The 25,175-nt window shown below is 71.2% G+C and carries 18 protein-coding genes and 1 tRNA gene; 10 read left to right on the forward strand and 9 right to left on the reverse strand.

What is annotated here, in order from left to right; genetic code table 11:
* Positions 1-11: 11 nt before the first annotated feature.
* The 6 genes from HNR00_RS07960 to HNR00_RS07985 all read right to left on the reverse strand — a co-directional run bounded on the left by HNR00_RS07960 (position 12) and on the right by HNR00_RS07985 (position 8,599).
* Positions 12-791 (reverse strand): adenine nucleotide alpha hydrolase family protein, encoded by a 780-nt coding sequence (locus HNR00_RS07960; protein ID WP_183567562.1) that lies wholly within the window; start codon positions 789-791, stop codon positions 12-14.
* Positions 788-1,999 (reverse strand): electron transfer flavoprotein subunit alpha/FixB family protein, encoded by a 1,212-nt coding sequence (locus HNR00_RS07965; protein ID WP_183567564.1) that lies wholly within the window; start codon positions 1,997-1,999, stop codon positions 788-790. The genes HNR00_RS07960 and HNR00_RS07965 overlap by 4 nt, the downstream gene beginning before the upstream one ends.
* Positions 1,996-3,894: a (Fe-S)-binding protein gene (locus HNR00_RS07970; protein ID WP_183567567.1), complete on the reverse strand. Its 1,899-nt coding sequence runs from the start codon at positions 3,892-3,894 to the stop codon at positions 1,996-1,998. The genes HNR00_RS07965 and HNR00_RS07970 overlap by 4 nt, the downstream gene beginning before the upstream one ends.
* Positions 3,895-4,106: 212 nt before the next feature.
* On the reverse strand, positions 4,107-6,149 hold the full coding sequence (locus HNR00_RS07975) for an NADH:flavin oxidoreductase (protein WP_183567571.1): 2,043 nt from the start codon (positions 6,147-6,149) through the stop codon (positions 4,107-4,109).
* Between the two features lie 61 nt (positions 6,150-6,210).
* Positions 6,211-7,335, reverse strand: coding sequence for an FAD-binding oxidoreductase (locus HNR00_RS07980; RefSeq protein WP_183567574.1), 1,125 nt, complete (start codon positions 7,333-7,335; stop codon positions 6,211-6,213).
* A 4-nt stretch (positions 7,336-7,339) separates the two neighbouring features.
* Positions 7,340-8,599, reverse strand: a complete 1,260-nt coding sequence (locus HNR00_RS07985) for an aromatic ring-hydroxylating oxygenase subunit alpha (RefSeq protein ID WP_183567577.1) — start codon at positions 8,597-8,599, stop codon at positions 7,340-7,342.
* 476 nt (positions 8,600-9,075) lie between these two features.
* Between HNR00_RS07985 and HNR00_RS07990 the strand changes: the two genes are divergently transcribed.
* Complete coding sequence (locus HNR00_RS07990) at positions 9,076-10,497, forward strand: methyl-accepting chemotaxis protein (RefSeq protein WP_210306372.1); 1,422 nt, start codon at positions 9,076-9,078, stop codon at positions 10,495-10,497.
* Positions 10,498-10,610: 113 nt separating this feature from the next.
* Here HNR00_RS07990 and tsaD read toward each other — a convergent pair whose 3' ends face one another.
* Positions 10,611-11,645, reverse strand: coding sequence for a tRNA (adenosine(37)-N6)-threonylcarbamoyltransferase complex transferase subunit TsaD (gene tsaD, locus HNR00_RS07995; protein WP_183567583.1), 1,035 nt, complete (start codon positions 11,643-11,645; stop codon positions 10,611-10,613).
* A gap of 208 nt (positions 11,646-11,853) precedes the next feature.
* Here tsaD and HNR00_RS08000 point away from each other — a divergent pair, with 208 nt between their 5' ends.
* From HNR00_RS08000 to HNR00_RS08020, 5 genes are all read left to right on the forward strand, one after another.
* Positions 11,854-12,591 (forward strand): uroporphyrinogen-III synthase, encoded by a 738-nt coding sequence (locus HNR00_RS08000; RefSeq protein WP_183567586.1) that lies wholly within the window; start codon positions 11,854-11,856, stop codon positions 12,589-12,591.
* A 99-nt stretch (positions 12,592-12,690) separates the two neighbouring features.
* Entirely contained in the window at positions 12,691-15,039 is a 2,349-nt protein-coding gene (locus HNR00_RS08005; protein ID WP_183567590.1) for a COG4223 family protein, read from the forward strand.
* A gap of 123 nt (positions 15,040-15,162) precedes the next feature.
* A complete protein-coding gene (locus HNR00_RS08010; protein WP_183567593.1) occupies positions 15,163-15,378 on the forward strand; it encodes a hypothetical protein in 216 nt (71 codons plus the stop codon).
* A 95-nt stretch (positions 15,379-15,473) separates the two neighbouring features.
* Complete coding sequence (locus HNR00_RS08015) at positions 15,474-17,075, forward strand: heme biosynthesis protein HemY (protein WP_183567596.1); 1,602 nt, start codon at positions 15,474-15,476, stop codon at positions 17,073-17,075.
* A gap of 166 nt (positions 17,076-17,241) precedes the next feature.
* A tRNA-Ser gene (locus HNR00_RS08020) sits at positions 17,242-17,331 on the forward strand.
* Positions 17,332-17,678: 347 nt separating this feature from the next.
* On the opposite strand, the gene HNR00_RS08025 is transcribed toward HNR00_RS08020, so the two are convergent.
* On the reverse strand, positions 17,679-18,455 hold the full coding sequence (locus tag HNR00_RS08025; RefSeq protein WP_183567599.1) for an MOSC domain-containing protein: 777 nt from the start codon (positions 18,453-18,455) through the stop codon (positions 17,679-17,681).
* A 119-nt stretch (positions 18,456-18,574) separates the two neighbouring features.
* On the opposite strand from HNR00_RS08025, the gene HNR00_RS08030 reads away from it, so the two are divergent.
* Positions 18,575-19,369, forward strand: a complete 795-nt coding sequence (locus tag HNR00_RS08030; RefSeq protein ID WP_183567602.1) for an MOSC domain-containing protein — start codon at positions 18,575-18,577, stop codon at positions 19,367-19,369.
* Positions 19,370-19,620: 251 nt separating this feature from the next.
* The gene (clpB, locus tag HNR00_RS08035; RefSeq protein WP_183567606.1) at positions 19,621-22,245 is read left to right on the forward strand and encodes an ATP-dependent chaperone ClpB; all 2,625 of its coding nucleotides are present in this window, start codon (positions 19,621-19,623) and stop codon (positions 22,243-22,245) included.
* Between the two features lie 110 nt (positions 22,246-22,355).
* Here clpB and HNR00_RS08040 read toward each other — a convergent pair whose 3' ends face one another.
* Positions 22,356-22,760: a hypothetical protein gene (locus tag HNR00_RS08040; protein ID WP_183567609.1), complete on the reverse strand. Its 405-nt coding sequence runs from the start codon at positions 22,758-22,760 to the stop codon at positions 22,356-22,358.
* A gap of 209 nt (positions 22,761-22,969) precedes the next feature.
* Between HNR00_RS08040 and HNR00_RS08045 the strand changes: the two genes are divergently transcribed.
* Both HNR00_RS08045 and HNR00_RS08050 read left to right on the forward strand, forming a co-directional pair.
* Positions 22,970-23,644: a metallophosphoesterase family protein gene (locus HNR00_RS08045; protein WP_183567614.1), complete on the forward strand. Its 675-nt coding sequence runs from the start codon at positions 22,970-22,972 to the stop codon at positions 23,642-23,644.
* Positions 23,645-23,735: 91 nt separating this feature from the next.
* Positions 23,736-25,163 (forward strand): short-chain fatty acid transporter, encoded by a 1,428-nt coding sequence (locus tag HNR00_RS08050; RefSeq protein WP_183567617.1) that lies wholly within the window; start codon positions 23,736-23,738, stop codon positions 25,161-25,163.
* The last annotated feature ends 12 nt before the right edge of the window (positions 25,164-25,175 follow it).

Here is a 25,175-nt window from a genome sequence, read left to right on the forward strand (position 1 = left end):
CGCGGACAAACTCAGCGGTTCGGTTTCGAAGACTCGGGGAGCACGCCGATCTGGCGCAGATAGGCGAGGATTTCGCGCGCCGCCTGCTCGGGGTCGGGCTCGACGAGGAGCCGCCCCTTGGCGGCCGAGCCGCCTTCGCCGGTCGCGGCCTTCAGCCGCTCGGCGGCCGAACCGCCGGTCGGCGCCCCCTTCACCAGCTTCGGGCGGCGGCGATAGGGCCGCTCCTCGACGACCGCTTCCGGCACGTTCGCGGCGGCGGCGGTATCCACGCGTTCGATCGTTCCGCGGCGGGCCTTGCCGAAGGCGTAGGCGAGGGGAGCGGCGGCGTCCGGATGCACCGTGGCGAGGACGGGCCCGCGCACGGCGACCCGCCGCAGGGCGCCGCGGCCGAGGCTCTGGTCGAAGGTGAGCGTCTCCGCGCCGCCCGAGACCGCCACCACGTCGGGGATCAGCAGCAGGTCGAGGGCCTCGGCCAGCGCGTAGGGGACGACCCCGCTCTCAGACCCGCCCTGGCCGCGCCGCCCGGCGAGCACGAGGTCGGGCGCCATCGCGGCGAGCCGGGCACTGAGCGCCGGCACCGGATCGAGATGTTCGCCAAGGGCGATGTGTTCGATGTGGGTGAGACCGAGGCCGAGCGCTTCGCGCACGGCGTCCGCGTCCGGCCCGGCATGGAGGCCGATGGCCTCGCCGAGCGCAGTGGTAAGCCGGATCGCCTGCGCCTCCATCCGCGGCAGGACGGGGGTGCCGGAGACCGGATGGCGCCCGGCCGAGAGCAGGACCACTATCTTCAAGAGGCGTCTCCCGCTTCCTGCGCCAGCAGCTTGAGCAAGGCTGGCATCACGGCTTGCGCGTCCTGCACGATGGCGAGGCCCGCGCGCTCGATCATCGCGGCGTGCAGGTCGGTGTTGACCGCCACCACGTGCTCGCAGCCGGCGACACCCTGAAGGTGCTGCGGCGCGCCGGAGATGCCGAGCGCGAAGTAGCAGGTGGCGGCCAGCACCGTGCCGGAGGCGCCGACCTGGGTGTGGCGCGGCATCAGCCCGGCATCGCACAGCACGCGGCTGGCGCCGGGCGTGGCGTGCAAGGCTGCCACCACCTGCCGGAACGTGTCGAGGTCGGTGAGGCCGTTGCCGGCGGAGGCCACGAACTCGGCGAGCGCCAGCGGCACCGTCGCCGGGTCCGCCGGAACCCGCGCCGCCGAAACGATTCTTTTAGGACTTGGCGTCGATGCTTCGGCCTCCACGGGAAGCAAGCGGGCCTCGCGGGGTGGGCCGCCGTACTCGGCGACCGCGTCCGGCGCGACGGTGGCGAGCAGCCCCGGCGCGATCCGCTGCTCGACGCGGCGCCCCTTGGCCGGGCGCACGAGGCTGTTGGCCGCGACCACCTCGGCATTGGTGAAGACGGGCTCGCCCAGCCGCACCGCGACCCGGCGGGCGAGGTCGCCGCCGTCGAGGGATTCCGGGAACAGGACGTGGCGCGGTGCCAAAGCCGTCAGCGCCACCGCGACGCGGGCGGCCTGGGTCGCGGGGTCGTAGCCCTCCGCCGCCTCGAGCGGGAGCCAGCGGTCGGCGCCGGCCGGGCCGACGCCCTCGCACGCTCCGACGGTGAGGATCGTCACGCCGCCCTCGCGGCCGGCCAAAGCGCGGGCGGCGCCGAGCACTTGCCGGTCATGGGACGAGAGCCGCCCGCCGGGAGCGTCCGGCACCACCGCGACGAGGAAGGCGGGGTTTTCGAGGATAAGGATTTTCGAAGGCGCCGCCGCTGCGGTTTTGGGCTGCGTGTTGGCGACCACGGCTGCGTCGAAGCGCAAAGTCTGGCTGAGATCGTAGCGCGGGCGCGCCTCCGCGGCGACCCGCTGGCCGGCGCGCTCGGCCCGCGGATCGCGGCGAGGGCGACCGCTGCCCATGCGGCGGGCCGTGCGGTCGAAGCGGGGCCGGGCCTCGCCCGCGACCTGGATGGAGGCCCGCTCGGCGCGCGGATCGCGGCGCAGGCGGGTCATCGGCCGGCCTCCACCGCCTGGAGCAGCAACTCGGCGATGTCGCGGATTTCCGCTGTCCGACCGGTGACGCCCTCCAGCATCGCCGTGCAGGATGGGCAGGCGACGGCGACGATGCCGGCGCCGGTCTCGGCGGCCTGGGCCATGCGGAGGTCGGGGATGCGCCGCTCGCCCGGAATGTCGCTGACCGGCGCGCCGCCGCCGCCGCCGCAGCACATCGCGCGTTTCCCGGAGCGGGCCATCTCGGAGCGCGAGACCCCGATGGCGTCGAGCACGGCGCGGGGCGCCTCGGTCTCCCCGTTGTAGCGGGCGAGGTAGCAGGGGTCGTGATAGGTCACCGAGAGGTCCGGCAGTCGGGCCGGATTGAGCTTGCCGGCGCGGATCAGCTCCAGCAGGAGGGCGGTGTGGTGGGTGAGCGTGTAGCGCCCGCCGAAGGCCGGATACTCGTTGCGGAGCGCATGCAGCGCGTGCGGGTCGGCCGTCACGATCCGTTCGAAGCGGTATTTGGCCAGCGTCGCGATGTTCGCCCGCGCCAGCGCCTGGAAGGTCGCCTCGTCGCCGAGCCGGCGGGCGAGGTCGCCGGTGTCGCGCTCTTCCGCACCCAGCACCGCGAAATCGACGCCCGCTTCGTGCAGCAGGCGGATCAGGGCGCGCAAGGAGCGGCCGTAGCGCAGATCGTAGGCGCCCTCGCCGAGCCAGAGCAGGATATCGGCCCCGCCGCGATCGGCCATCACCGGCAGATCGACGCCGGCGGCGAAGTCGGTGCGGGCCGAGAGCGGGCGCCCGCCGGGATCGCCGGACTGGCGCAATTCGGTGACCGGGCCGACGGCTTTCTCGGGCAAGGCGCCGCGCTCGAGCGTCTGGTGGCGGCGCAGCGAGACCACCGCATCGACATGCTCGATCATCATCGGGCATTCCTCGACGCAGGCGCGGCAGGTGGTGCAGGACCAGAGCGTGTCCGGATGGATGCGGGCATCCGGCCCGATCAGCCCGGCGAGCGGTCCGCGGTCGCCCTGAGGCTGACGCCCGCCCGGATAGGGATTGCCGGCGTAGGCCGGCTCGGCGGGAGAGAGGCCTGCGACGAGATCTTGAATAAGCTTCTTCGGATTCAGCGGCTGGCCTGCGGCGAAGGCCGGGCAGGCGATCTCGCAGCGCCCGCAGCTGACGCAGGCGTCGTAGGAAAGCAGCCGGTTCCACGTGAAGTCGGCGGGCATCTCCGAGCCGAGCCGGGGCGCGTCGAGGTCGAGGGGCTGGAGCGCGGTATCGGGCCGGCCCTCGAACCGGCCGGGCCGGGGATGGGCGACGAGATGCAGCGCGCCCGCCGCCGCGTGGCGCATCGGCCCGTGCCGCACCTCGAAGGCGAGCCCGAGACCACCGGCCGCCGCGAGCGCCAGGGCGAGCGGCGCGAACACGCCACCGATGCCGAAGGCGAGCAGCAGGGCGGTGGCGGTGCCGCCGACCGCGTAGGCGACGAGCAGGAACGGCAGGATCTGGAAGCGCCCGGCGGAGAGGCGCTTCTGCTTTTCCGGATAGCGCCGGGCGCCCACCAGCAGCGCGCCGACGGCCGTGACGCCGAAGGCGAGCGCCACGACGCACCAGTAGGGGCGGAAACCCGCGATCGGCGGCAGGATGGCGAGCGCGGTGAGGATCGAGGCCGCGAGCAGGCCGCTGGCCACGACCGCGTGCATGCGCGAGGCGTAAGGATCGCGGGCCACCACGTGGTGGACATCGATGAGGTAGCGCTTGGGCAGTTGGGCGAGCCCGTCGAGCCACGCCACCGGCGCCGCGGCCCCGACCCGCCAGAGCGCGGCGCGGCGCAAGCCCTGGACGAGGGCGAGCGCCGCCATCAGCCAGACGAGGCCGGGAAACACCGTGGTCAAGGGCATGAGGCTGGTCATGACGGTGCCTAAGGGCTTGGCGGCAGCACGAACCCTCCCCCCTCTGCGGGGGAGGGTGCCTCGCGGAGCGAGGCGGGAGAGGGGAACCACGGTTCCGCTTGGCCGCGCTCGACCCGAATTCTCCGGAAGCGGGGTTTCCCCTCTCCCGACCCCCTCCGGGGGCCACCCTCCCCCGCGGAGGGGGGAGGGAAGTGCGGCGGCGCGTTAGCGCCTCAGATGTCCTTGCACAGCCGCAGCGCGTCGTAGATCGCCGCGTGGATGTTGCGGCCGGCGACCGCGTCGCCGATGCGGTAGAGGGCGTAGCCCTTCGACAGGTCGTAGGGCTGCGGCTCGCCCCGGATCATCGCTTCGGCGTCGGTCTGGCCGCGGTTGATCGAGGCATCCTTCAGCGCGCGGTAGAGCCCTTCCACCGGCAGCGTGCCGTGCTCGACCACGAGGCGGTCGATCACGCGCTCCTCTTCCGCCTCCGTCATGGTGTTGCGAAGCGCCGCCACCAGCCGGTTGCCTTCCGGGTAGACTTCGATCAGCTCCAGGTTCGGGCTCATCACCACGCCGAGCTTGTACAGTTCGCGCAGGTGGATCGGCTGGTTCGTGGTGCCGACCTCCTCCGCGATCATCCGGTCGTGGGTGGCGATCTCGACGAGGCAGCCGCGCTTGGCCAGCAGTTCGGCGACGGAGGCGGCATTGTGCTGGCCCATCTCGTCGTAGAGCAGCACCGAGCCGGTCGGCTCGACCGTGCCGGCCAGCACCTCGGCGGTGGTGACGGCGTGCTCGGCGGCGCCCTTGGCGTGGCCGCGGAACGGCGTGCCGCCGGTCGCGACGATCACCACGTCGGGCTTTTCCGCCAGAACCGCCGCTTGCGTGGCCTCGGTGTTGAGGCGCAGATCGACGCCGAGCTTCGTCACCTGGGCCACCAGCCAGCGCGGGATGCCCGACATCGCCTCGCGCCAGCCGGCCTTGGCCGCGAGGCCGATCTGGCCGCCGGCCTGCCCGCTCTTCTCGAACAGCACAACGGCATGGCCGCGCTCGGCGCAGACGCGGGCCGCTTCCAGGCCGCCGGGGCCGGCGCCGATCACCACGACCCGGCGGCGGACATCCGCCTTGCGGATCTCGTGCGGCATGGTGGCTTCGCGGCCGGTGGCGGCGTTCTGGATGCAGAGCGCGTCGCCGCCGACATAGATGCGGTCGATGCAGTAGCCCGCGCCGACGCATTGCCGGATGTCGTCGGCCCGGCCCTCGGAGAGCTTCTTCACCAGATGCGGGTCGGCGATGTGGGCGCGGGTCATCGCGACCATGTCGACGTGCCCTTCCGCGACCGCGCGGGCCGCGGTGGCCAGATCCGTGACGCGCTGGGCGTGGAACACCGGCACGTCGACCTCGCGCTTGATCGCGCTCGGCAGGAACAGGAACGGCGCCACGGGGAAGGACATGTTCGGCAGCGAGATCGCGTGGGCGATGTGGTCGCGCGCCTGCCCGCCGAGGATGTTGAGGAAGTCCACGAGCCCGCGCTTGGCGTACTCGGCGGCGATGGCGACGCAGTCTTCCTGGGACAGGCCGTCGGCGATCATCTCGTCGCCGGACATGCGGATGCCGATGACGTAATCGTCACCGGCCTCGGCGCGCATCGCCTCCAGCACCTCGATGCCGAAGCGCATCCGGTTCTCCAGGCTGCCGCCGTACCGGTCGGTGCGCTGGTTGCAGGACGGCGACCAGAACTGATCGATGAGGTGGCCGTGGGCGGCCGAGACCTCGCAGCCGTCGAGCCCGCCCTCGCGGCAGCGGCGCGCGGCCTGGGCGAAGCTCTTCACGATGCGGGCGATGTCCTCGGCCTCCATCTCCTTCGGGAGGGTGCGGGAGGCGGGTTCGCGCCGGGGCGAGGGCGAGACCGTGGGGAGCCAGTGCTCCGTGTCCCACTTGGTGCGCCGGCCCATATGGGTGAGCTGGATCATCAGCTTGCCGCCGTGCTGATGCACCCGGTCGGCGAACTGGCGGAAATACGGGATCACCGAATCGTCGGCGACCGAGATCTGGTTCCAGGGCGCGGCCGGGCTGTCGACGGCGACCGAGGAGGAGCCGCCGAACATGGTGAGCCCGATGCCGCCCTTGGCCTTCTCGGCGTGGTAGAGCTGGTAACGCTCCTGCGGCTTGCCGTCCCGGCCGTAGCCGGGGGCATGGCTCGTGGACATCACCCGGTTGCGGATGGTGAGGCCCTTGATGGTCAGGGGCTTCAGAAGCGCGTCGGCATTGGCGATCACGGGACGACTCCCGACGGGTTGAACGATGTTTTGCGAGTTTTGAACGGGCCGGGCGCGCGCTTCAGCGCTCGACCACAAGGTCGCTCGTCGGCTTGGAGCAGCAGAGCAGCGCCATGCCGGCATCGATCTCGCGCTGGCGGATGCCGCCCGCGTGGGTCATCGAGACGGTGCCCTTGGTGAGCTTCGACTTGCAGGTGCCGCACAGGCCCTTGGCGCAGGACGAGGGCAGTCGGATGCCGGCCTTGCGGGCGGCGTCGAGCACGGTCTCGGTCTCGGGGCATTCGAGCACGCGCCGGGTCTTGGCGAACTCGACCCTGAAGGTGCGCACGCCACCCGCGGGCGCGGCGTCGAGGCTCTTCTCGGCGTCCGTGGCGGCGGCCTGCTCGGCCTCGGACAGCTCGCCGAAGTCGAAGCTCTCCTGATGGTGCCGGGCCATGTCGAAGCCGGCTTGCCGCAGCAGAGCCTGCACGGCGTCCATATAGGGCTTGGGGCCGCAGACGAAGATCTCGCGGTCCATGAAATCCGGAACCGCGTCCCTTAAGGTTTCGAGCGTGAGACGGCCCTTAGGCCCGGACCACACCTCGTTGGGAGCGTCAGCCTCGCAGACCGCGTGGAAGCGGAAACCTGCGTCGAGCCGCGCCATCGTCTCGAGTTCCCTGCGGAACACGATGTCGGCGGGCGTGCGGGCGGAGTGGACGAAGGCGACGTCGCGGGGCTCGGCGAGGTCGTGAAACGTGCGGGCCATCGACATCATCGGCGTCACGCCGCTGCCGCCCGACAGCAGCAGGTATTTCTGCGCCGGATGCCGGAGGCAGGAGAAGTCGCCCATCGGCCCCAGCGCGCGGACGGTGTCGCCGGGCTTGAGATTGTCGTGCAGCCAGTTCGAGACCGGGCCGCCGGGCACGCGCTTGACCGTGAACGACACGGCGTGCGGCCGGGTCGGCGTCGAGGAAATCGTGTAGCAACGGTGGATCGTATCAGTGCCGATCTCGAACGAGAACGTCAGGAACTGGCCCGGCGCGTAGGCGAACAGCCGGGGTTCCTTGGGTGCCAGCACGAAGGTCTTCACGTCGTGCGTCTCGTCGCGCACCGCGAGGCAGACCAGCCTGTCGTCGGCCTCCGCATCCCAGGGCGCGGAGGCCGCCAGCCGCTGGGCGGCCGGCTCGGAGGAGGGGGCCGACGCCATGGCTCTAGCGCCCCAGATGCGCGGTCATGCGACCGACGTACCAGTTGCAGAACTTCTCCACGAGCATCTCGGTGTTCGGCGAGTAGGGGCCGGGCTCGTAGGCCGGGCTCTTCACGCCCTGCTGGCAGATGCCGACGAGTTCGCTGTCCTGATCGTTCGTGGCTTCCCAGACGCCGATCAGGTTGGCGAGATCGTAATCGACGCCCTCGACCGCGTCCTTGTGGACCAACCACTTGGTGCGCAGCAGCGAGCGCTCGGCGTCGAGCGGCAGCACCGAGAAGGTGACGATGTGGTCGCCGAGGAAGTGGTGCCAGGAGTTGGGCTGGGTCCAGACCGAGAGGCCGCCGAGCTTGGCGTTGGTGAGGTTGCCCAAGAGCTTCTTGCAGGCCGCCTTGGTGTCGAGGGTGTGGGACTCGCCGTCGCCGTCGAGCGGCAGGCGCTCGGTGCGGAAGGCGGTGACCATAGTGTCGAGCTCGTCGATCTCCCGCGAGGGCAGGCCCTCGGCCTCCCACTCGGTGTGCCGGGCCTTGAGCAGGCAGCCGTAGCGCTCGGCGTTGGCGCGGTCGTGCTCGTCCATCTCCTCGGGACTGAACCCGAAGCCGTAGGCGAAGAGCGGCACGGTCAACTCGGGATGGTTGGCCCCGCAATGGTAGCACTCGCGGTTGTTCTCCATCGTGAGCTTCCAGTTGCCCGGCTCGATGATGTCCTTCTGGAAGGCGACCTTGGTCTCGCGCACGTTGTGGGGGGCGATATACGGCCCGAGGCGAGCGGCCATCTCGTCGAAATCGGCCGGCGCTTCTTCGGCGAGGCAGATGAACAGCAGGCCTTCGAGCGAGCGGACGTGGACCGGCTTCAGGCCGTGGCAGCCTCGTCTGAAATCGGGGCCCATATACTCGGCATGGATCAGGTTGCCGGTCAGGTCGTAGGTCCAGGAATGGTAGCGGCAGACGAGGTTGCCGACGGTCGACTTCTCGTCGTGGACGAGCCGCGCGCCACGATGGCGGCAGACGTTGTGGAAGGCGCGGATCTCGTTGTCGTCGTCGCGGACGATGGCGACCGAGGTCCTGCCGATATCGACGACCATGACGTCGCCGGCCTCCGGCACGTCGGGCTCGACGCCGACATAGATCCAGTGCCGGCCGAAGATGGCTTCCATGTCGGCCTCGAAGATCTCGGGGCTGAGATAGAAGGGGGCCGGAAGGGTGTAGCCGCGGCGGCGCTCGCGCAGGAGGCGCTGCAGAGGAGTCGGCGTCACGTCGAGCATGGTGGCCTCGCAAAGCCATGATCAGGCTTGAGACGACTATCGCGGGTACCGCCCCGGCCCGCTGCCACGGCAGCGACATTCCCTTGGCTCGCCGCGACGTGCGGGGCCTGCACTTTCGTTCATGAGGCTCGTCGATGAGCTCGTTCGGGGCGCGCCGAGCCGCTGACCAGAATCCGCCGACCGGCCCCGCCAGTCTTTCCCGATCCTTCGGCGGCGAGGACTACTCCGACGTGCCTAGACAGTCTTGGTGGGCCGCGATCGATCCATCGAATGACGCTCTTTGGGATAACACGAATTTGTGATCTTCAATCGAAGCTGCGGCGTCTGCTTAAGTTGGTCGATTCCTGGCTGATTAATGAATCAACAACAATTCGCTGCAATATAACGGTCGGCGCCGGCCGTGGCGCCGTGGAGAAGACGCCGTGTCGTTGTTCCGTTCCGATTCCGGCTCGCTCGTCGCCTCGATCGACCGCTCCATGGGTCGGATCGAGTTCGCGCTCGACGGCACGATCACCGACGCCAACGCGACCTTCCTGGCCCTCATCGGCTACAGCCTCGACGAGTTGCGGGGCCGCAAGCACGCCCAGCTGATGCCGGAGGCCGAGCGCGACGACGCCGCCTACCGGGAATTCTGGGATGGGCTTCGCCGCGGCGAGTTCCGCTCGGGCGAGTTCCGGCGGATCGCCAAGGACGGGCGTTCGATCTGGATCCAGGCGTCCTACAATCCCGTGCTCGACCGGCGCGGGCGCCCGTTCAAGGTCGTGAAGTTCGCTGCCGACATCTCGGCCCAGACCCAGCGCAACGCCTTCTACGAGGCCCAGATCGCGGCCATCAACCGCTCGCAAGCCGTGATCCACTTCACGCCCGAGGGCACCATCACCGACGCCAACGACAAGTTCTTGGAAGCGATGGGCTACCGGCTCGACGAGATCCGCGGCCGTCATCACAGCCTGTTCGTCGATTCCGAGGAGGCCGCGGGCGCGGAGTACGCGACCTTCTGGACGGCGCTCGGCGCGGGGCAGTACCGGGCCGGCGAGTTCCGGCGGATCGCCAAGGGCGGGCGCGAGGTCTGGATCTACGGCTCCTACAACCCGATCTTCGACAGCGAGGGCCGTCCCTGCGCCGTGGTGAAGTTCGCCAGCGACGTCACCACGCAGGTCGCCGACCGCCTCCGCCGCGCCGAAGGGCAGCGCGCGATCCAGAGCGAACTCGGCGACATCACGCTGGCGATGTCCGACGTGACCCGTCAGGCCAAGGAGACGGCCGACGCGGTGGCGGTGACCTCGGGCAACGTCCAGGCGGTGGCCGCGGGCTCCGAGGAATTCGCCGCCTCGATCTCCGAGATCAGCCGGCACGCGGCGCAGGCCAAGGGCGCCTCGGACGAGGCCGTGATCCGGGCCGAGGAGGCGAGCGGCATCGTCGTCGGCCTCACGTCGGCCGCCGAGCGGATCGGCGAGGTCGTCTCGGTGATCCGCTCGATCGCCGACCAGACCAACCTCTTGGCGCTCAACGCCACCATCGAGGCGGCCCGCGCCGGGCAGGCCGGCCGCGGCTTCGCCGTGGTCGCCACCGAGGTGAAGGCGCTGGCGAGCCAGTCCTCGCGGGCGACCGAGGATATCGGCCATCAGATCGCGGCGGTGCAGGATTCGACCAACCGCGCCGTCGAGGCGATCCGGGCGATCGCCGCCACGATCGGCAACCTGTCCGAGATCTCGATGAGCGTGTCCTCGGCGGTGACCGAGCAGGCCGCCGTCACCCAGGAGATCTCGACCAACATGCAGGTCGCCGCCCGCAGCGTCGACGCGGTCCGGCGCAACGCGCAGGGCATCGCGGAGGCCGCGGGCGAGATCGACGGCTCGGTGCAGAAGGTGACGTCGGCGGCCCGCGCGATCGGCTGAGCCGGGCAGCATGCGGCCGGGATCGCCGCTCGAAACAGGAACGGCCGGATGGCCGGGCGCGAAGCGAGCAGCCTAAGGCCGCGGACGCGGCCGCCGGCGCTTGAGGCCGATCATCAGGACGCCGTGGCGAAGGGCCAACGCGCGCGTGCCGGCGCCGTGAGATCGTCGACCAGACCGAGGCGCAGCCGCTCCAGCCCGGCCCAGGCGATCATCGCGCCGTTGTCGCCGCACAGCGGCAGCGGCGGGGCGACGAAGCTGAGGCCCACCTCGCCGGCCTGGGCGGCGAGCGCCCGGCGGATCGCGCCGTTGGCGGCGACGCCGCCGGCCGCCACGAGCGCGGTCGGATGGCCGGCGACCGATCCGAAGCCGCGCAAAGCCACCCGGACGCGGTCCACCACCACGTCGACCACCGCGGCCTGGAAGCCCGCGCAGAGATCGGCCACGTCCCGGCTCGCCAGCGGGGCGAGGCGCTCGGCCTCGATGCGCAGCGCCGTCTTGAGCCCGGAGAGCGAGAAATCGGCCTCGCGCCGCCCCAGCATCGGCCGCGGCAGGGCGAAGCGCTCCGGGTCGCCGCTCTCGGCCAGCCGCTCCACCTCCGGCCCGCCGGGATAGGCCAGCCCCAACAGCTTCGCGACCTTGTCGAAGGCCTCGCCGATGGCGTCGTCGATGGTGGTGCCGAGGCGGACGTAGTCGCCCACGCCCTTGACCGCGACGAGCTGGGTGTGGCCGCCCGAGGCCAGCAGCAGCAGGTAGGGGAAGGCGAGCCCGTCGGTGAGGCGCGGCGTCAGCGCGTGCGCCTCCAGATGGTTGACCGCCAGCAGCGGCTTGCGCGCCACCAGCGCCAGCGTCTTGGCGGTGACGAGCCCGACCAGCACGCCGCCGATCAGGCCGGGCCCGGCGGCGACCGCGATGCCGTCGAGGTCCGAGAGGCCGGTGCCGGCCCGCTCCAGGGCGCGGGCGATCAGCCGGTCGAGCACCTCGACATGGGCGCGCGCGGCGATCTCGGGCACCACGCCGCCATAGGCCGCATGCTCGGCGATCTGGCTCAGGATTTCATTGGACAGGATGTGTCCGCGCTCGCCCTCGTCGAGGGCGACGACGGCGGCGGCGGTCTCGTCGCAGGTCGTCTCGATGCCGAGGATTTTCATCGGGTCTTCAACGGGCCTTCGCTGGATCTTCGACCGACCTTCGATCGTGTGGGCCGTGCGGTTGCGCGGCGGAACCCCGCGCGCCACCTTCCCGGCCTCGCAGGCGAGGTCTACGCAAAAACCGCGGCTTCCGACAGGGAAGGTCCGGCGCTTTCGGTGGAGCGGCGCCCGCGCGGGGACGGCGGGGTAGGGTCGGGGGAACGGTCGAATGCGGATCTGGGTGTCACGGCCCGAGCCCGGCGCCGCGCGCACGGCCCGGCGCCTCGAAGCGCTCGGCCACGCCGCCCTGGTCGCGCCGGTGCTGCGCATCGTCCCGACCGGGGCGCCCCCGCCGCAGGGCGGGTTCGACGGGCTGATCCTGACGAGCGGCAACGCCGTGCCGGCGACCGAGGGCGTGCCGCGCGACCTCCCGGTCTTCGCCGTCGGCGCCCGCACCGCCGAGCGGGCCCGGCGGGCGGGTTTTTCGCACATCCGCTGCGCCGAGGGCGATGCGGTCGACCTCGCCGCCCTGGTGACGAAGACCCTGCGCCCGGGAAGCAGCCTGCTCCACGCCGCGGGAGAGGACCGGAAGGCGGAGCCGGCGGCAAGCCTCGCGGCGGCGGGGTTCTCCGTCGCCGTGTGGACCGCCTACGCCGCGCGGGCGGAAGGCGCCCTGCCGGAGGTCGCGGCGCGGGCGCTGCGCGACGGGGAAAGCGCGGGGCCGGCGGCGGTCCTGCATTTCTCAAGGCGCAGCGCCCGCGCGGCCGCCGAACTGTGCCGGGAGGCGGGTCTCATGGGAGCGTTTCGGGCCCTGAATCATTACTGCCTGTCGCCGGACGTGGCCGCAGGACTGGCCGAGTTCGGACTCGCGGCCCATTTTGTGGCGACGCGACCGAGCGAGGACGCCCTCCTCGCCGGCCTTCCGCCCTCGGATCGACCATCCCCCGCCCGCCAGGCGCCGGGGTGAGGTCCGAGGTCGGACGCGGAACGATTTCGGATGGATGGCGCCGCCCGACCGCTCTATGGGAGCGCGGTGCCTCGAAGGTGGCCAAGGGAGCGAACGCCGGTGAACTCACCCAAGGATGGTCCGAAGCCTGCGGACAAGGGCGCGTCCCCCGCCTCCACCAAGCCCGGCACGGTCCCGCCCTCGGGCAAGCCCGAGTTCAACAAGTCCGAGCCCGCAAAGCCCGGCCCGACCGGCAGCAGCGCCTTGTCCGGCGGCGGCCCGTCCTCGGGCCGCGGGACGCCCGGCACCTCCGGCCGCCCCCAGGACGCGCGGCCGGCCGAGCCCCTCAAGCCCGGCTCGACCGGCAGCAGTGTCGTGCCGCCGGTGGGGGCCAAGCCTTCGGAACTCAACAAGCCTTCGGAGCCCTACAAGCCTTCGGAGCCCAGTAGGCCGTCGGAGCCGGGCAAGCCCGCGGGCGCCGCTCCGTCGTCCCCGACCACGGGGGCATCGTCGAGCGCCTCCGCCGGCGGCCCGCCCAAGCCCGGCACGAGCGGCAGCCCCGTGCCGCCTGTGGGCTCCGGCCCCAAGCCGTCCGACCCCATTAAGCCCGCAGGCGCCGTGCCGTCCTCGACCGGCGCCCCATCGAGCGCGCCGGCCGGCAGCGCGCCGCTGAAGCCCGGCGCCACCGGCAGCAGCGCGGTGCCGCCCGTCGGCGCGACGACGAAGCCGGACGAGCCGAAGCCCGACAGCCCGGCCAAGGCCGGCGCGACCGGCAGCAGCGCGATCAGGCCCGATGCCCCGCCCTCCGGCGCCAAAGCTACGGATACCAAGCCGTCCGGCGCGAGCCCGTCCGGTTCCTCCTCCGGCCCGTCCGGCGCGGGGCCGACCCGCGTGACCGAGACCGCCTCGCTGACCGACGGGCCGATCCTCGACATGAAGGCCAAGCGCGTCCCCGACCCGGCCGAGGCCGGCAAGGGCGGAGTGCGGCCGGATGCGGCCAAGGATGCGGCCAAGGATGCGGCCAAGGATGCCGTGAAGGACGCGACCCGCGGCACGGCCGGGTCCACCCCCCCGACGGCGGCGAAGGCGGGGCCGGGCCTCGGCGCGGTGGCGGCCTCCGGGCTGCTCGGCGGGCTGATCGGTGCCGGCCTGCTCTACGGCGTCACGACCTTCCAGCGCTCCGGGGATTCGAGCCTCGACAAGGCGGTGGCGGGGCTCGCCACCAAGGAGTCCGTCGCCGGGCTCGACAAGCGCATCGCCGCCAACGATCAGGCCCTGAAGCCGCTGCCCGAGGCGATCAAGCGCGCCGAGGCTGCCGCCAAGGCCGCGGCCGACAAGGCGCAGGACGCGCTGCAGAAGGCCGCCACCGCGCCGGTCGCCGCCGCTCCCGCCGGTGAGGGCGCGGCGCCCGCACCGGCCGTGCCCGCCGACCTGACCGCCCGCCTCGACGCCCTCGACCAGCGCGTCTCGGCGCTCCAGGAGGAGCCGGGCCGCGACGGCAACGCCGAGCCCAAGGCGGTGCAGGCGCAACCGAGCGACGGCACCGCGCTCGCGGCGCTGGACGAGCGGATCAAGACCCTCGAAGCCGCGGGCAAGGACGCGGGCCCCGCGCCCGACCTCAGCCAGAAGCTCACCGCGCTCCAGGGCGAGATCGAGAGCCGCACCAAGGCCAACGAGACCGCCGATGCCGGCCTCGCCAAGCGTCTCGACGCGATGCAGGCATCGCTGGACGCCAAGGTCGGCGCCGCGACCCAGGCCGTGCAAGAGGCGACCCAGGCCGGCAAGCAGGCGGCGGAGGCGTCCCAGGCCCGCGCCGAGGAGACCGCGAAGGGCATCGACCGCCGGCTGCAGGAGCAGGGCGACAAGCTCGCCGCCCTCGACAAGGCGCTGGACCAGACCGCCAAGGCGGCGACGGTGCAATCGGCGCTGCGGATCGTCGCGGCCGACCGCATCGCCACCGCCCTCGACGCCGGCCAGCCCTATCCGGAGGCGCTCGCCAGCCTGCGCAACGGGGAGCCGGCGGATTCGAAGCGCGTCGCGGCGCTTGGCGCTTTCGCCGACAAGGGCGCGCCGACGGCCGCCAAGCTCGCCGCCGAGTTCCGCGGCATCGCGGCCCGGATCGCCGAGGCCAAGCGCGCCGCTCAGGCCAAGGCGGTGGCCGAGAGCGGCAGCGTCGGCGACCGGCTGATGAACATGGCGACGTCCCTCGTGCAGGTGAAGCGCGCCGACGCCCCGGCTCAAGGCCAGGGCACCGCGGGCGGCGGCTCCGAGGGCTCGACTGCGCAGGTCCAGGCCGCCCTCGACGGCGGCGACCTGCCCGCGGCGGCGGCGGCCTTCGCGGCTCTGCCAGAGGATGCGAAGGCGCAGGCTGGCGATTTCGGCGCGCGCCTGACGGCTCGGGCCGAGGCCGGCAAGGCGGCGCAATCGCTGCTCGCCGACGCCTTCACCGGCCTTCCTCCGGCGCGCTAGGACCCTTCCGGCCGATGGCGGTGTTTTCGACGAAGAGCCCGGTTTCCGGGCCACCTCATGACGAGAGCGATGCACGCGGGCTTCAATCCCTTGCGCGCTCTCATTGCCGAGATGCCCTGAACGGTGCGCTACATCCTCATCTTCGTGGTTCTCGTGAACATCGTGCTCTTCGGAGTCTTCTTGGCGACCGATGGTCAGCGCATCATCGTTCTCGTCTGGAACGGCTACGATATTCGAATGAGCCTTGGCATTGCGCTGATCATCGTATCGGCGGCGGTGACGGTGTTCGGCGTAATCTGGGCGATGATGTTCGGCATCGTCCGGTTGCTTTCACGATGACGGGTCCGCGTTCCGCGCGCCCTCATTACCTTCTTCCTGCTTGTCCGCCGGGCCGCGAGCGCCCGCTCGCCGTGCTTCCAAGGAGGCCCTGACCCATGTGGCGCGCCCTCGTTTTCCTGGCCCTCCTGGCCCTCGCGGCCTACGGGGCCGTGTGGATCGCCGACCATCCGGGCACCGTGAACGTCGCCTGGGGCGGCTACGACGTCCAGATGAGCCTCGCCATCGCGCTGACCGGCGTGCTGGTGGCGGCGATCGTGGTCGCCCTGATCTGGGCGATCGTCACCGGCGTGATCGGCCTGCCGGCGAGCATCAGCCGCTCCACCCGTGAGCGCCGCCGCAACAAGGGCCTCGCCTCGCTCTCCCGCGGCATGATCGCGGTGGGCTCGGGCGATCCGCTGGCGGCGCGCCGCCACGCCAGCGACGCCGAGCGGCTGCTCGGGTCGCAGCCGCTGACGCTGCTGCTCAAGGCGCAGGCCGCCCAGATCTCGGGCGACCGCGACGCCGCCGAGCGCGCCTTCCGCAGCATGGCCGACGAGCCCGAGACGCGGGTGCTGGGTCTGCGCGGCCTGTTCGTCGAGGCCCGCCGCCGCGAGGACGAGGGCACCGCCCGCGCCTATGCCGTGGAGGCCGCGCGCCTTGCGCCCAGCGTCACCTGGGCCAACGAGGCGGTGATGGAGGCCCATTGCGCCGACGGCGACTGGTCGGCCGCGACCGAGACGGTGGAGCGGCGCGCCTCGCTGGGCCTGATGGACAAGCACGCGGCCCGTCGCCAGCGCGCCGTGCTGCTCACCGCCGCCGCCCAGAGCAACGAGGCCGGCGCCCCCGACACCGCCACCGAGCAGGCGCTCAAGGCGGTCAAGCTCGCTCCCGACCTCGTGCCGGCCGCCGTCATCGCCGGGCGCCTGCTGGCGCGCCGCAACGACCTGCGCAAGGCCGCCAAGATCCTCGAGGCCGCCTGGAAGGCGACGCCGCATCCCGAGTTGGGCAAGGTCTACCTCAACCTGCGCGCGGGCGATGCCGCCCGCGACCGCGTGGCCCGCGCCGAGACGCTGGCCAAGCTCTCGTCCTGGGACCCGGAGGCCCGGCTGGTGCTGGCCCAGGCCGCGGCCGAGGCCAAGGAGTTCGGCCGTGCCCGCGACACGCTGGCGCCGCTGCTCGACGACCGCCCGACCGTGCGGGTCTGCCGGATGATGGCGCGGATCGAGGCCGCCGAGCACGGGGCCGACAGCGGGCGTTCCCGCGAGTGGCTCGCCCGCGCGGCCCGCGCGCCGCGCGATCCGGCCTGGGTGGCCGACGGCGTGATCTCCGAGCGCTGGGCCCCGGTCTCCCCGGCGACCGGCCGCCTCGACGCCTTCGTCTGGAAGACGCCGCCGGAAATCCTGGCGGCGCCCGAGGACGAGGAGGCCTCCGGGGCTCCGGAAGCCGAGGCCCACCGGATCGAGGCGGCCTCTCTCCCTGCCGGCGCTCCGGCCCCCGCCGCGCCGCTCCCGGCCGCTCCGGCGCCGGCCGCTCCGCCGCCGGCCCCCGCCGATGCTACCGCCGAGGCCGTCCCTGGGTCGAAGCCCGGCTTCCTCGAGACCGGAGCCGGTTCCTCCGCGCCCGCGACCCCGTCCACGACGGCACCCGCGTCCCCGGCCATCCCCCGCGCCCCGGTCCCGCCGGGCACTCCGGTGGAGCGCCCGCGCCACATCGCCTGACGAAGCGGGGCGCCGGCCCCGGCAAGCGAATCGGACGCCTGCGCGGCGATCGATCGAGAGTGGCCCGCTCCCGCTTGCCAGAAGCCGACGCCCCGGCTACAGCACGGCGCCCGCCGCGCGGGACCGCACCGAGCCCGAGCGCTCACGGCGGTTCCCGGCGGGCCCCGGAGGGGTGGCCGAGTGGTTGAAGGCGCACGCCTGGAAAGTGTGTATACCGGAAACGGTATCGCGGGTTCGAATCCCGCTCCCTCCGCCACCTAACTTTCCGCAATCCCCATACATATCAATGGCTTAGTCCAGAACCGTTGGCAGGCCGTGCCCCATAGGGACGCGATCTTGTCCAACGTGTCGTACAGCGTTGGCTGGCGCCACTGGATCGCAGCGAAACCCGCGGCATGGCGCGGGTGCGCTTCCGGATCGACAGAGGAGCGGGCGAGGTCGCGGCGACCGAGATCCACACGTCCTCCGGCATTCCCGACATCGACACCTTGGCCTTGGCGGCGGCGCCGGGCTGCCGCCGATCTCGGAACTTCCGAAATCGTGATCACCGTGCCGCTGCGGTTCCCGTCCCGATCCCACTGAGGCGCGCAGCGCCTTCCGCTCCTATCCGACGAGGCTCAGGGCCTCGCCCGCCCGCAGGGTGCCGCCGTTCAGCACCTCGGCGTAGACGCCGCAATCGCTGTGGCCGAGGTTTTTCGACAGCGTCGGCGGGATCGCCAGATCGCGGATGCCGGTCTCCGGATCGACGTTGACCGCCGCGCAGCGCACCGTGCGGCGGACCAGCTTCAGCCGCACCCCGTCCGGCGTCTCCAGCACCTTGCCCAGAAGGTCGAACTCGCCCCAAGCCTCCAGCCCGTCGAGATAGAGGTTGGCGCGGAAGCGCAAGGGGTCGACGGGGGCGCCGATCATGTCCTCGATTGCCTGCACGCTCGCCCGGTTGACGAGCGAGACGTAGCCGTCGCGGGCATCCGTGAAGCGGTAGCCGGGCGGCGAGGCCAGCACCCGCGGATCGCCGCGCAGCTCGTGCGGCACGAACCCCTTCATGAACGCGGCGACCGCCTCCCGGCCCTCCGGCGTGTTCAGATCGGCCGAGACCGCCTCCTCGCCGTTCTCCTCGATCGTCAGGCGATGCGTGGCCGGATCGAAGCGGGTGCGCAGGCGCGCCAGCGCCTCGTTGCGCATCAGCATCAGGTAGGCGACCTTGGGCAGGTGGCGCGGCGCCACCGCGTTGAAGCCCGAGGGCCCGTTCTCGATGGCGTAGAGCCGGTCGCCGGGAAAGTAGCCGCTCGTCTCCAGCTCGGCGCTCTCCAATGCCTCCGGCGAGAGGCCCTTCACGGGGTAGCGGTAGAGGGCGGCGATGCGCGGCGTGTCGGTCGTCATGCGCCTTGGCTAGAGCCGGTCGCCGGGGCTTGGCAAGCGCGCTCGACCTACGACGAACTGCGGATGGCGTCCGCCGCGCCGTTCCGCGAGCCTGCGGCCTTCTCAGGGAACCCGCTCGCATGGCTCACGTCACCGCTCTGTACCGCTATCCCGTGAAGGGGCTCTCGGCCGAGCCCTTACCCGCGCTCGGCCTCAGTCGCGCCGCCGGCCTCGCTCACGACCGCGAATATGCGCTCGCGCTCGGCACGACGGCGTTCGATCCGCAGGCGCCGGAGCCGCTCGACAAGGGCTACTTCCTGATGCTGCGCGGCAACGCGCCCCTGGCGGCGCTCGCCACCCGGTTCGAGCCGGAGACGGGTCGGCTCACGATCGTGCAGGGCGGGCAGGACGTGCTCTGCGAAGACCTTTCGACCGAGACCGGCCGCGAGGCCGTCGAGCGGTTCTTCGAGTCCTATATCGGCCCGGCCGCCAAGGGGCGCCCCCGGCTGGTGCGGGCCGACGGGCACAAGTTCACCGACGGCAGCGTGATCTCGCCGGCCTTCATGCGGGCGGTCTCGTTCGTCAACCTCGCCTCGGTGCGGGCCCTGGAGGAGCGGATCGGCACGCCGCTCGACCCTTTGCGCTTCCGCGCCAACATCTACGTCGACGGGCTCGCGCCCTGGGCCGAGCTGGACTGGGTCGGGCAGGAGATCGGCATCGGCACCGTCCGCTTCCGGGGCCTCGCCCGCACGCCGCGCTGCGCCGCGGTCGATGTCGATCCGGTCACCGCCGCGCGGGACACCACCCTCCCGCGCGACCTCAAGCGCCATTTCGGCCATGTCGATCTCGGCATCTACCTCGAAGTGCTGGCCGACGGGACGGTGGCCGCGGGCGATGCCGTGCGCATGCCGTCACCGGTGTCCGGCGCGGCCTGATCCGGGGCCCGCGGCCGGAGGAACCGGCTCGAACGGCCGGCGGCGTGCCACTGGTGCAGACCCGCCATGAACGGCCGCGTCCCGGCGGTCCGCTCCCCCTTGTGTTACGAAAAGGCAACACCCAATTCAGCCTCGCCGACGGCTTCCACAGCGTCGGCGCTCCGGCGGGGCCGATCCCGCGGGGCAACGCATCGGACTTTTCGTGCCGCGAAGGCGGGCGAAAACATTCGATCCGGGGGAAGGACACGCGAATGAATTTCGAAAAGTACACCGAGCGCGCCCGCGGCTTCGTCCAGGCGGCGCAGAATCTCGCCGTCCGCGAGGGCAACCCGCAGCTCGCGCCCGGCCATCTCCTCAAGGTCCTGCTCGACGATTCCGAAGGGCTCTGCGCCGGGCTGATCGACCGGGCCGGCGGCCAGTCGCGCGTCGCGCTGGCGCAGGCCGAGCAGTGGCTCGCCAAGCAGCCGAAGGTATCGGGGAATTCCGCGCAGCCGCAGGCGACGCGCGACCTCGTGCGCCTGTTCGACACCGCGGAAAAGGCCGCCGAGAAGGCGGGCGATTCCTACGTCACCGTCGAGCGGCTGCTCCTGGCCTTCGCAGTCGAGAAGGACTCGGAGGCCGGGCGCATCCTGGCGGCGGCGGGCGTCACCGCGGCCTCGCTCAACGGCGCGATCAATGCGCTGCGCAAGGGCCGCACCGCCGACAACGCGTCGGCCGAGAACGCCTACGACGCGCTGAAGAAATACGCCCGCGACCTCACCGAGGCCGCCCGCGAGGGCAAGCTCGACCCGGTGATCGGCCGTGACGAAGAAATCCGCCGCACCATCCAGGTGCTGTCGCGGCGCACCAAGAACAATCCCGTGCTGATCGGCGAGCCCGGCGTCGGCAAGACCGCCATCGTCGAGGGCTTGGCGCTGCGCATCGTCAACGGCGACGTGCCGGAGAGCCTGAAGGAGAAGAGCCTGCTGGCGCTGGACATGGGCGCGCTGATCGCCGGTGCCAAATACCGCGGAGAATTCGAGGAGCGGCTGAAGGGCGTGCTGTCCGAGGTGACCTCCGCGGAGGGGCAGATCGTCCTGTTCATCGACGAGATGCACACGCTGGTCGGCGCCGGAAAGGCCGACGGCGCCATGGACGCCTCCAACCTCCTCAAGCCCGCGCTCGCCCGCGGCGAGCTGCACTGCGTCGGCGCCACCACGCTCGACGAGTACCGCAAGCATGTCGAGAAGGACGCGGCTTTGGCGCGGCGCTTCCAGCCCGTCTTCGTGTCCGAGCCCACCGTCGCGGACACGGTCTCGATCCTGCGCGGCATCAAGGAGAAGTACGAGCAGCACCACGGGGTGCGCATCCAGGATTCGGCGCTGGTGGCGGCGGCCACGCTGTCGAACCGCTACATCACCGACCGCTTCCTGCCGGACAAAGCCATCGACCTCGTCGACGAGGCGGGTTCGCGGCTTCGCATGCAGGTCGATTCGAAGCCGGAGGAACTCGACAACGTCGACCGCGAGATCGTGCGGCTGAAGATCGAGGGCGAGGCGCTGAAGAAGGAGACGGATTCCGCCTCCCGCGACCGGCTCCAGCGCCTGGAGAAGGAGCTTGCCGACCTCGAGGAGCAGTCCGCCACCATCACGGCGCGCTGGAAGGCCGAGAAGGACAAGCTGGGGGCCGCCGCCGAGCTGAAGAAGAAGCTCGACGAGGCGAGGAACGACCTCGCCGCCGCCCAACGCCAGGGCCAGTACCAGCGCGCGGGCGAACTCGCCTACGGCGTGATCCCCGGCCTGGAGAAGCGGCTCGCCGAGATCGAGGCGGCGGGCGAGGGCGGAGCGGCCCGCGACGGCATGGTCGAGGAGGCGGTGACGCCGGCCCACATCGCGGGCGTCGTCTCGCGCTGGACCGGCGTGCCGGTCGACAAGATGCTGGAGGGCGAGCGCGAGAAGCTCTTGGCGATGGAGGACGCGCTGGCCAAGCGCGTCGTCGGCCAGCGCGAGGCGGTGGAAGCGGTCTCGACCGCGGTGCGTCGCGCCCGCGCCGGTCTTCAGGACCCGAACCGGCCGATCGGCTCGTTCATGTTCCTGGGGCCCACAGGCGTGGGCAAGACCGAGTTGACCAAGGCATTGGCCGGCTTCCTGTTCGACGACGACACGGCGTTGGTCCGCATCGACATGTCCGAGTACATGGAGAAGCACGCGGTTGCCCGCCTCATCGGCGCGCCTCCGGGCTATGTCGGCTACGAGGAGGGCGGCGCGCTGACGGAAGCCGTGCGGCGCCGACCGTATCAGGTCGTGCTGTTCGACGAGGTCGAGAAGGCGCATCCGGACGTGTTCAACGTCCTGCTTCAGGTGCTCGACGACGGGCGCCTGACCGACGGGCAGGGCCGCACGGTCGATTTCCGCAACACGCTGCTGATCATGACCTCGAACCTCGGTGCCGAGTTTCTCGTCAGTCAGCCGGCCGGCCAGGATACCGACGCCGTCCGTGACGAGGTCATGGGAGTCGTCAAGAACCACTTCCGACCGGAATTCCTGAACCGGGTCGACGAGATCATCCTGTTCCACCGCCTCGCGCGCTCGGAGATGGGTGCGATCGTCGACATTCAGCTCGGGCGCCTCGCCCGGCTCTTGGAGGATCGCAAGATCACCCTCGACATCGACGAGGAGGCCCGCACCTGGCTCGCCGACAAGGGTTACGACCCGGCCTACGGCGCGCGCCCGCTCAAGCGGGTGATCCAGAAGAACGTGCAGGACCCGCTAGCCGAGGCGCTCCTGTCGGGCACGATCCACGACGGCGAGGCGGTGCCGGTGCGGGTCGGGCCCGCCGGCCTGATGATCGGCGACATCGCCGCCGAGCGCCGGCCCGCGGGGGTGTTGCTGAACTGACGCGAAAGGCCCCGGCGCGGGAGACCGCGCCGGGGCCTTCTGTCGTGCTGGAGCATCGTCGCGATCGCCGGTTTCCGGCTTTCGAGACGATACTCGAAGCGCTCGTCGTATCAGCGAATCGCGATGTGGTAGCGCGCGCGCAGCACGCTGCCATACTTCCCGACCACTTCGAGGACGAAGTCGTCCTCGCCGACGAAGCCGGGCGCCGATTGATAGATGAGCTTGTTGCCCGCGAGTTTGCGAGTATTGCAACGGGCGCGCGGGTTGTTGGGCGGGTAGTTGGGAAAATCGACCCCGCGTTCCATGCTGACCCGGCCGTGGGCTGGACCTTCGAGAACCGCGAAATCGCCTGAGCCGGTCAGGTGGCAGTCCGGATCCATGGTCGTGATGAAGTTGATCTGTTGCGGCCGGCCCGATGCGACGACGCGCTGGAGCGTCGGCATCTGCTGCGCCCAGCCGGCAGCGGGGGCGGCGCAGCACAGGAGCGCCGCACCGATCAAGAACAGGCCACGCATCGTCTCATTCCTCCCCATCCGCCGCTCGGGCGTGATGGCGGCGGTTGCATACACGCGTCGGTTAGGGCCTGATATCGAAACCTCGGTTTAATCCATTGTAAGATCATCACGTTTGTGTGATCGCCCGATTGCAGATTGCCGTCGCGGGACTTCGCCCCGACCGAGGCGACTGTCTTGCATCGCAAAAAAATCCCGACGACAACGGCAGCATGACCGCCGAGACGCTCACCTACGCCATCGGCGACATCCATGGCTGCGCCGACCTGCTCGACGCGCTCTTGGAGCGCATCGACGCCCACGCGGCGGGGCGCGCGAAAAAACTCGTGTTCCTGGGCGACTACATCGACCGCGGGCCCGACAGCGCGCGGGTGATCGAGACGCTTCGCAAACTGCAATGGCGCGAGCCCGACGACGTGGTCTGCCTGATGGGTAACCACGAGGCGATGCTGTTGAAGACGTTGCAGGAGCCCGGAGCCCTCGACCATTGGCGGGTCAACGGCGGTGACGCGACCCTCACGTCGTTCGATGCGGCGGGGCCCGAAGAGATCCCCGGCGACGTGCTCGACTGGATCGAGGGATTGCCGACCCTGCACTCGGACGATCTGCGCTGGTACGTGCATGCCGGTTTCCGGCCGGATGCCGAGGTGCCGGACCCCGATCCGGAATCCCGTCTGTGGATGCGCGAGCCGTTCCTCTCGGCGGAGCACGATTTCGGCCGCCATGTCGTCCACGGCCACACGCCGCAGACCCGCGGCGGGCCGGAGCTCAAGCGCTTCCGCACCAACCTCGACACCGGCGCGGTCTACGGCAATGCCCTGAGCGCGGGCGTGTTTTCGGGGCAGCAGGGCCGGCCCACCGAAATCTTGAGCGTTCCGGCCCGGTGAAACCCGCGCGCTCTTGAGGCGCCCCCCGCTTCCGCTGCATACCTCGACCGTCGGCGCCCGAAGAGCGCCTCGGGAAGCGGACGGGACCATCATGACGCCGGACAGCCGACGCCGCGAGGACAGCGCGCTCGCCCGCCTCGCGCTCCGCTTCACCGACTGGGCGGAGAAGTGGTTCCCCGACGCCTTCGTGTTCGTGGCGATCGCGGTGGTGATCGTGGCGGGCGCCGCGCTCATCAACGGCGCGCCGGCCCAGGCGGTGAGCAAGAGCTTCGGCGACGGCTTCTGGAGTCTGATCCCCTTCACCATGCAGATGGTGTTCGTCACCATCGGCGGCTACGTGGTGGCGACCTCCGCGCCCGTGCAGGCGCTGATCGAGCGGATGGCGCTGGTGCCCAAGACCGGCCGGGGCGCCATCGGCTACATCGCCCTCGCCACCATGCTGTCCTCGCTGCTCTCCTGGGGGCTCAGCCTGATCTTCGGCGGCCTTTTGGCCCGCGCGCTCGCCCGCCGCACCGACCTCCGGATGGATTACCGCGCCGCGGGTGCGGCCGCCTATCTGGGCCTCGGTGCCACATGGGCGATGGGCCTGTCCTCGTCGGCCGCGCAGCTGCAGGCCAATCCGAAAAGCCTGCCGCCGGGGCTGTTGCAGATCACCGGCGTGATCCCGTTCAGCGAGACGATCTTCCTCTGGCAGTCGATGCTCATCACCGTGATCCTCGTGGTGATCTCGGCGGTGATCGCCATCGCCTCCGCGCCGGGGCCGGACACCGCGGTGACGGCGCAGGATCTCGGCGTCGACGTGACCAAAGAGGAGCAGGCGGTGGAGCCGCCGAAGCAACCGGGCGAGTGGCTGGAGCACGCCCCGATCCTGACGGTGCTGATCGGCCTGCTCGCCGCCGGCTGGCTGATCCAGGAGTTCCAGCGCCAGGACTGGATGGTCGCGATCTCCAGCCTCAACACCTACAACTTCCTGTTCCTGATGACCGGCTTCGTGCTGCACTGGCGGCCCAAGCGCTTTCTCGTGGCCTTGGGCAAGGCGGTGCCGGCCACCGCCGGCATCCTGATTCAGTTCCCGTTCTACGCCGCCATCGCGGCGATCCTGACGGGGGCCAAGAACGCCGCCGGCCACAGCCTGTCGGACGTGATCGCCCACGCCTTCGTCGCGCTGAACACGCAAGGAAGCTTCCCGCTCGCCATGGGCGTCTACTCGGCGCTGCTCGGCTTCTTCATCCCGTCGGGCGGCGGCAAGTGGCTGTTGGAGGCGCCCTACGTGATGCAGGCGGCCAACGAGCTGAAGGTGCATCTCGGCTGGGCGGTGCAGGTCTACAACGCGGCCGAGGCGCTCCCGAACCTCATCAACCCGTTCTTCATGCTGCCGCTGCTCGGCATCCTGGGCCTGAAGGCGCGCGACATCGTCGGCTTCAGCTTCCTGCAGCTGGTCATCCACCTGCCGCTGGTGCTGTTCCTGCTCTGGGCGCTGGCCTTCACGCTGGAATACCACCCGCCGGTGATGCCGTAGGCGTGCTCCAGG

Origin of the sequence: Methylorubrum rhodinum (assembly GCF_014199935.1) — a bacterium.
Taxonomy (GTDB): Bacteria; Pseudomonadota; Alphaproteobacteria; order Rhizobiales; family Beijerinckiaceae; genus Methylobacterium; species Methylobacterium rhodinum.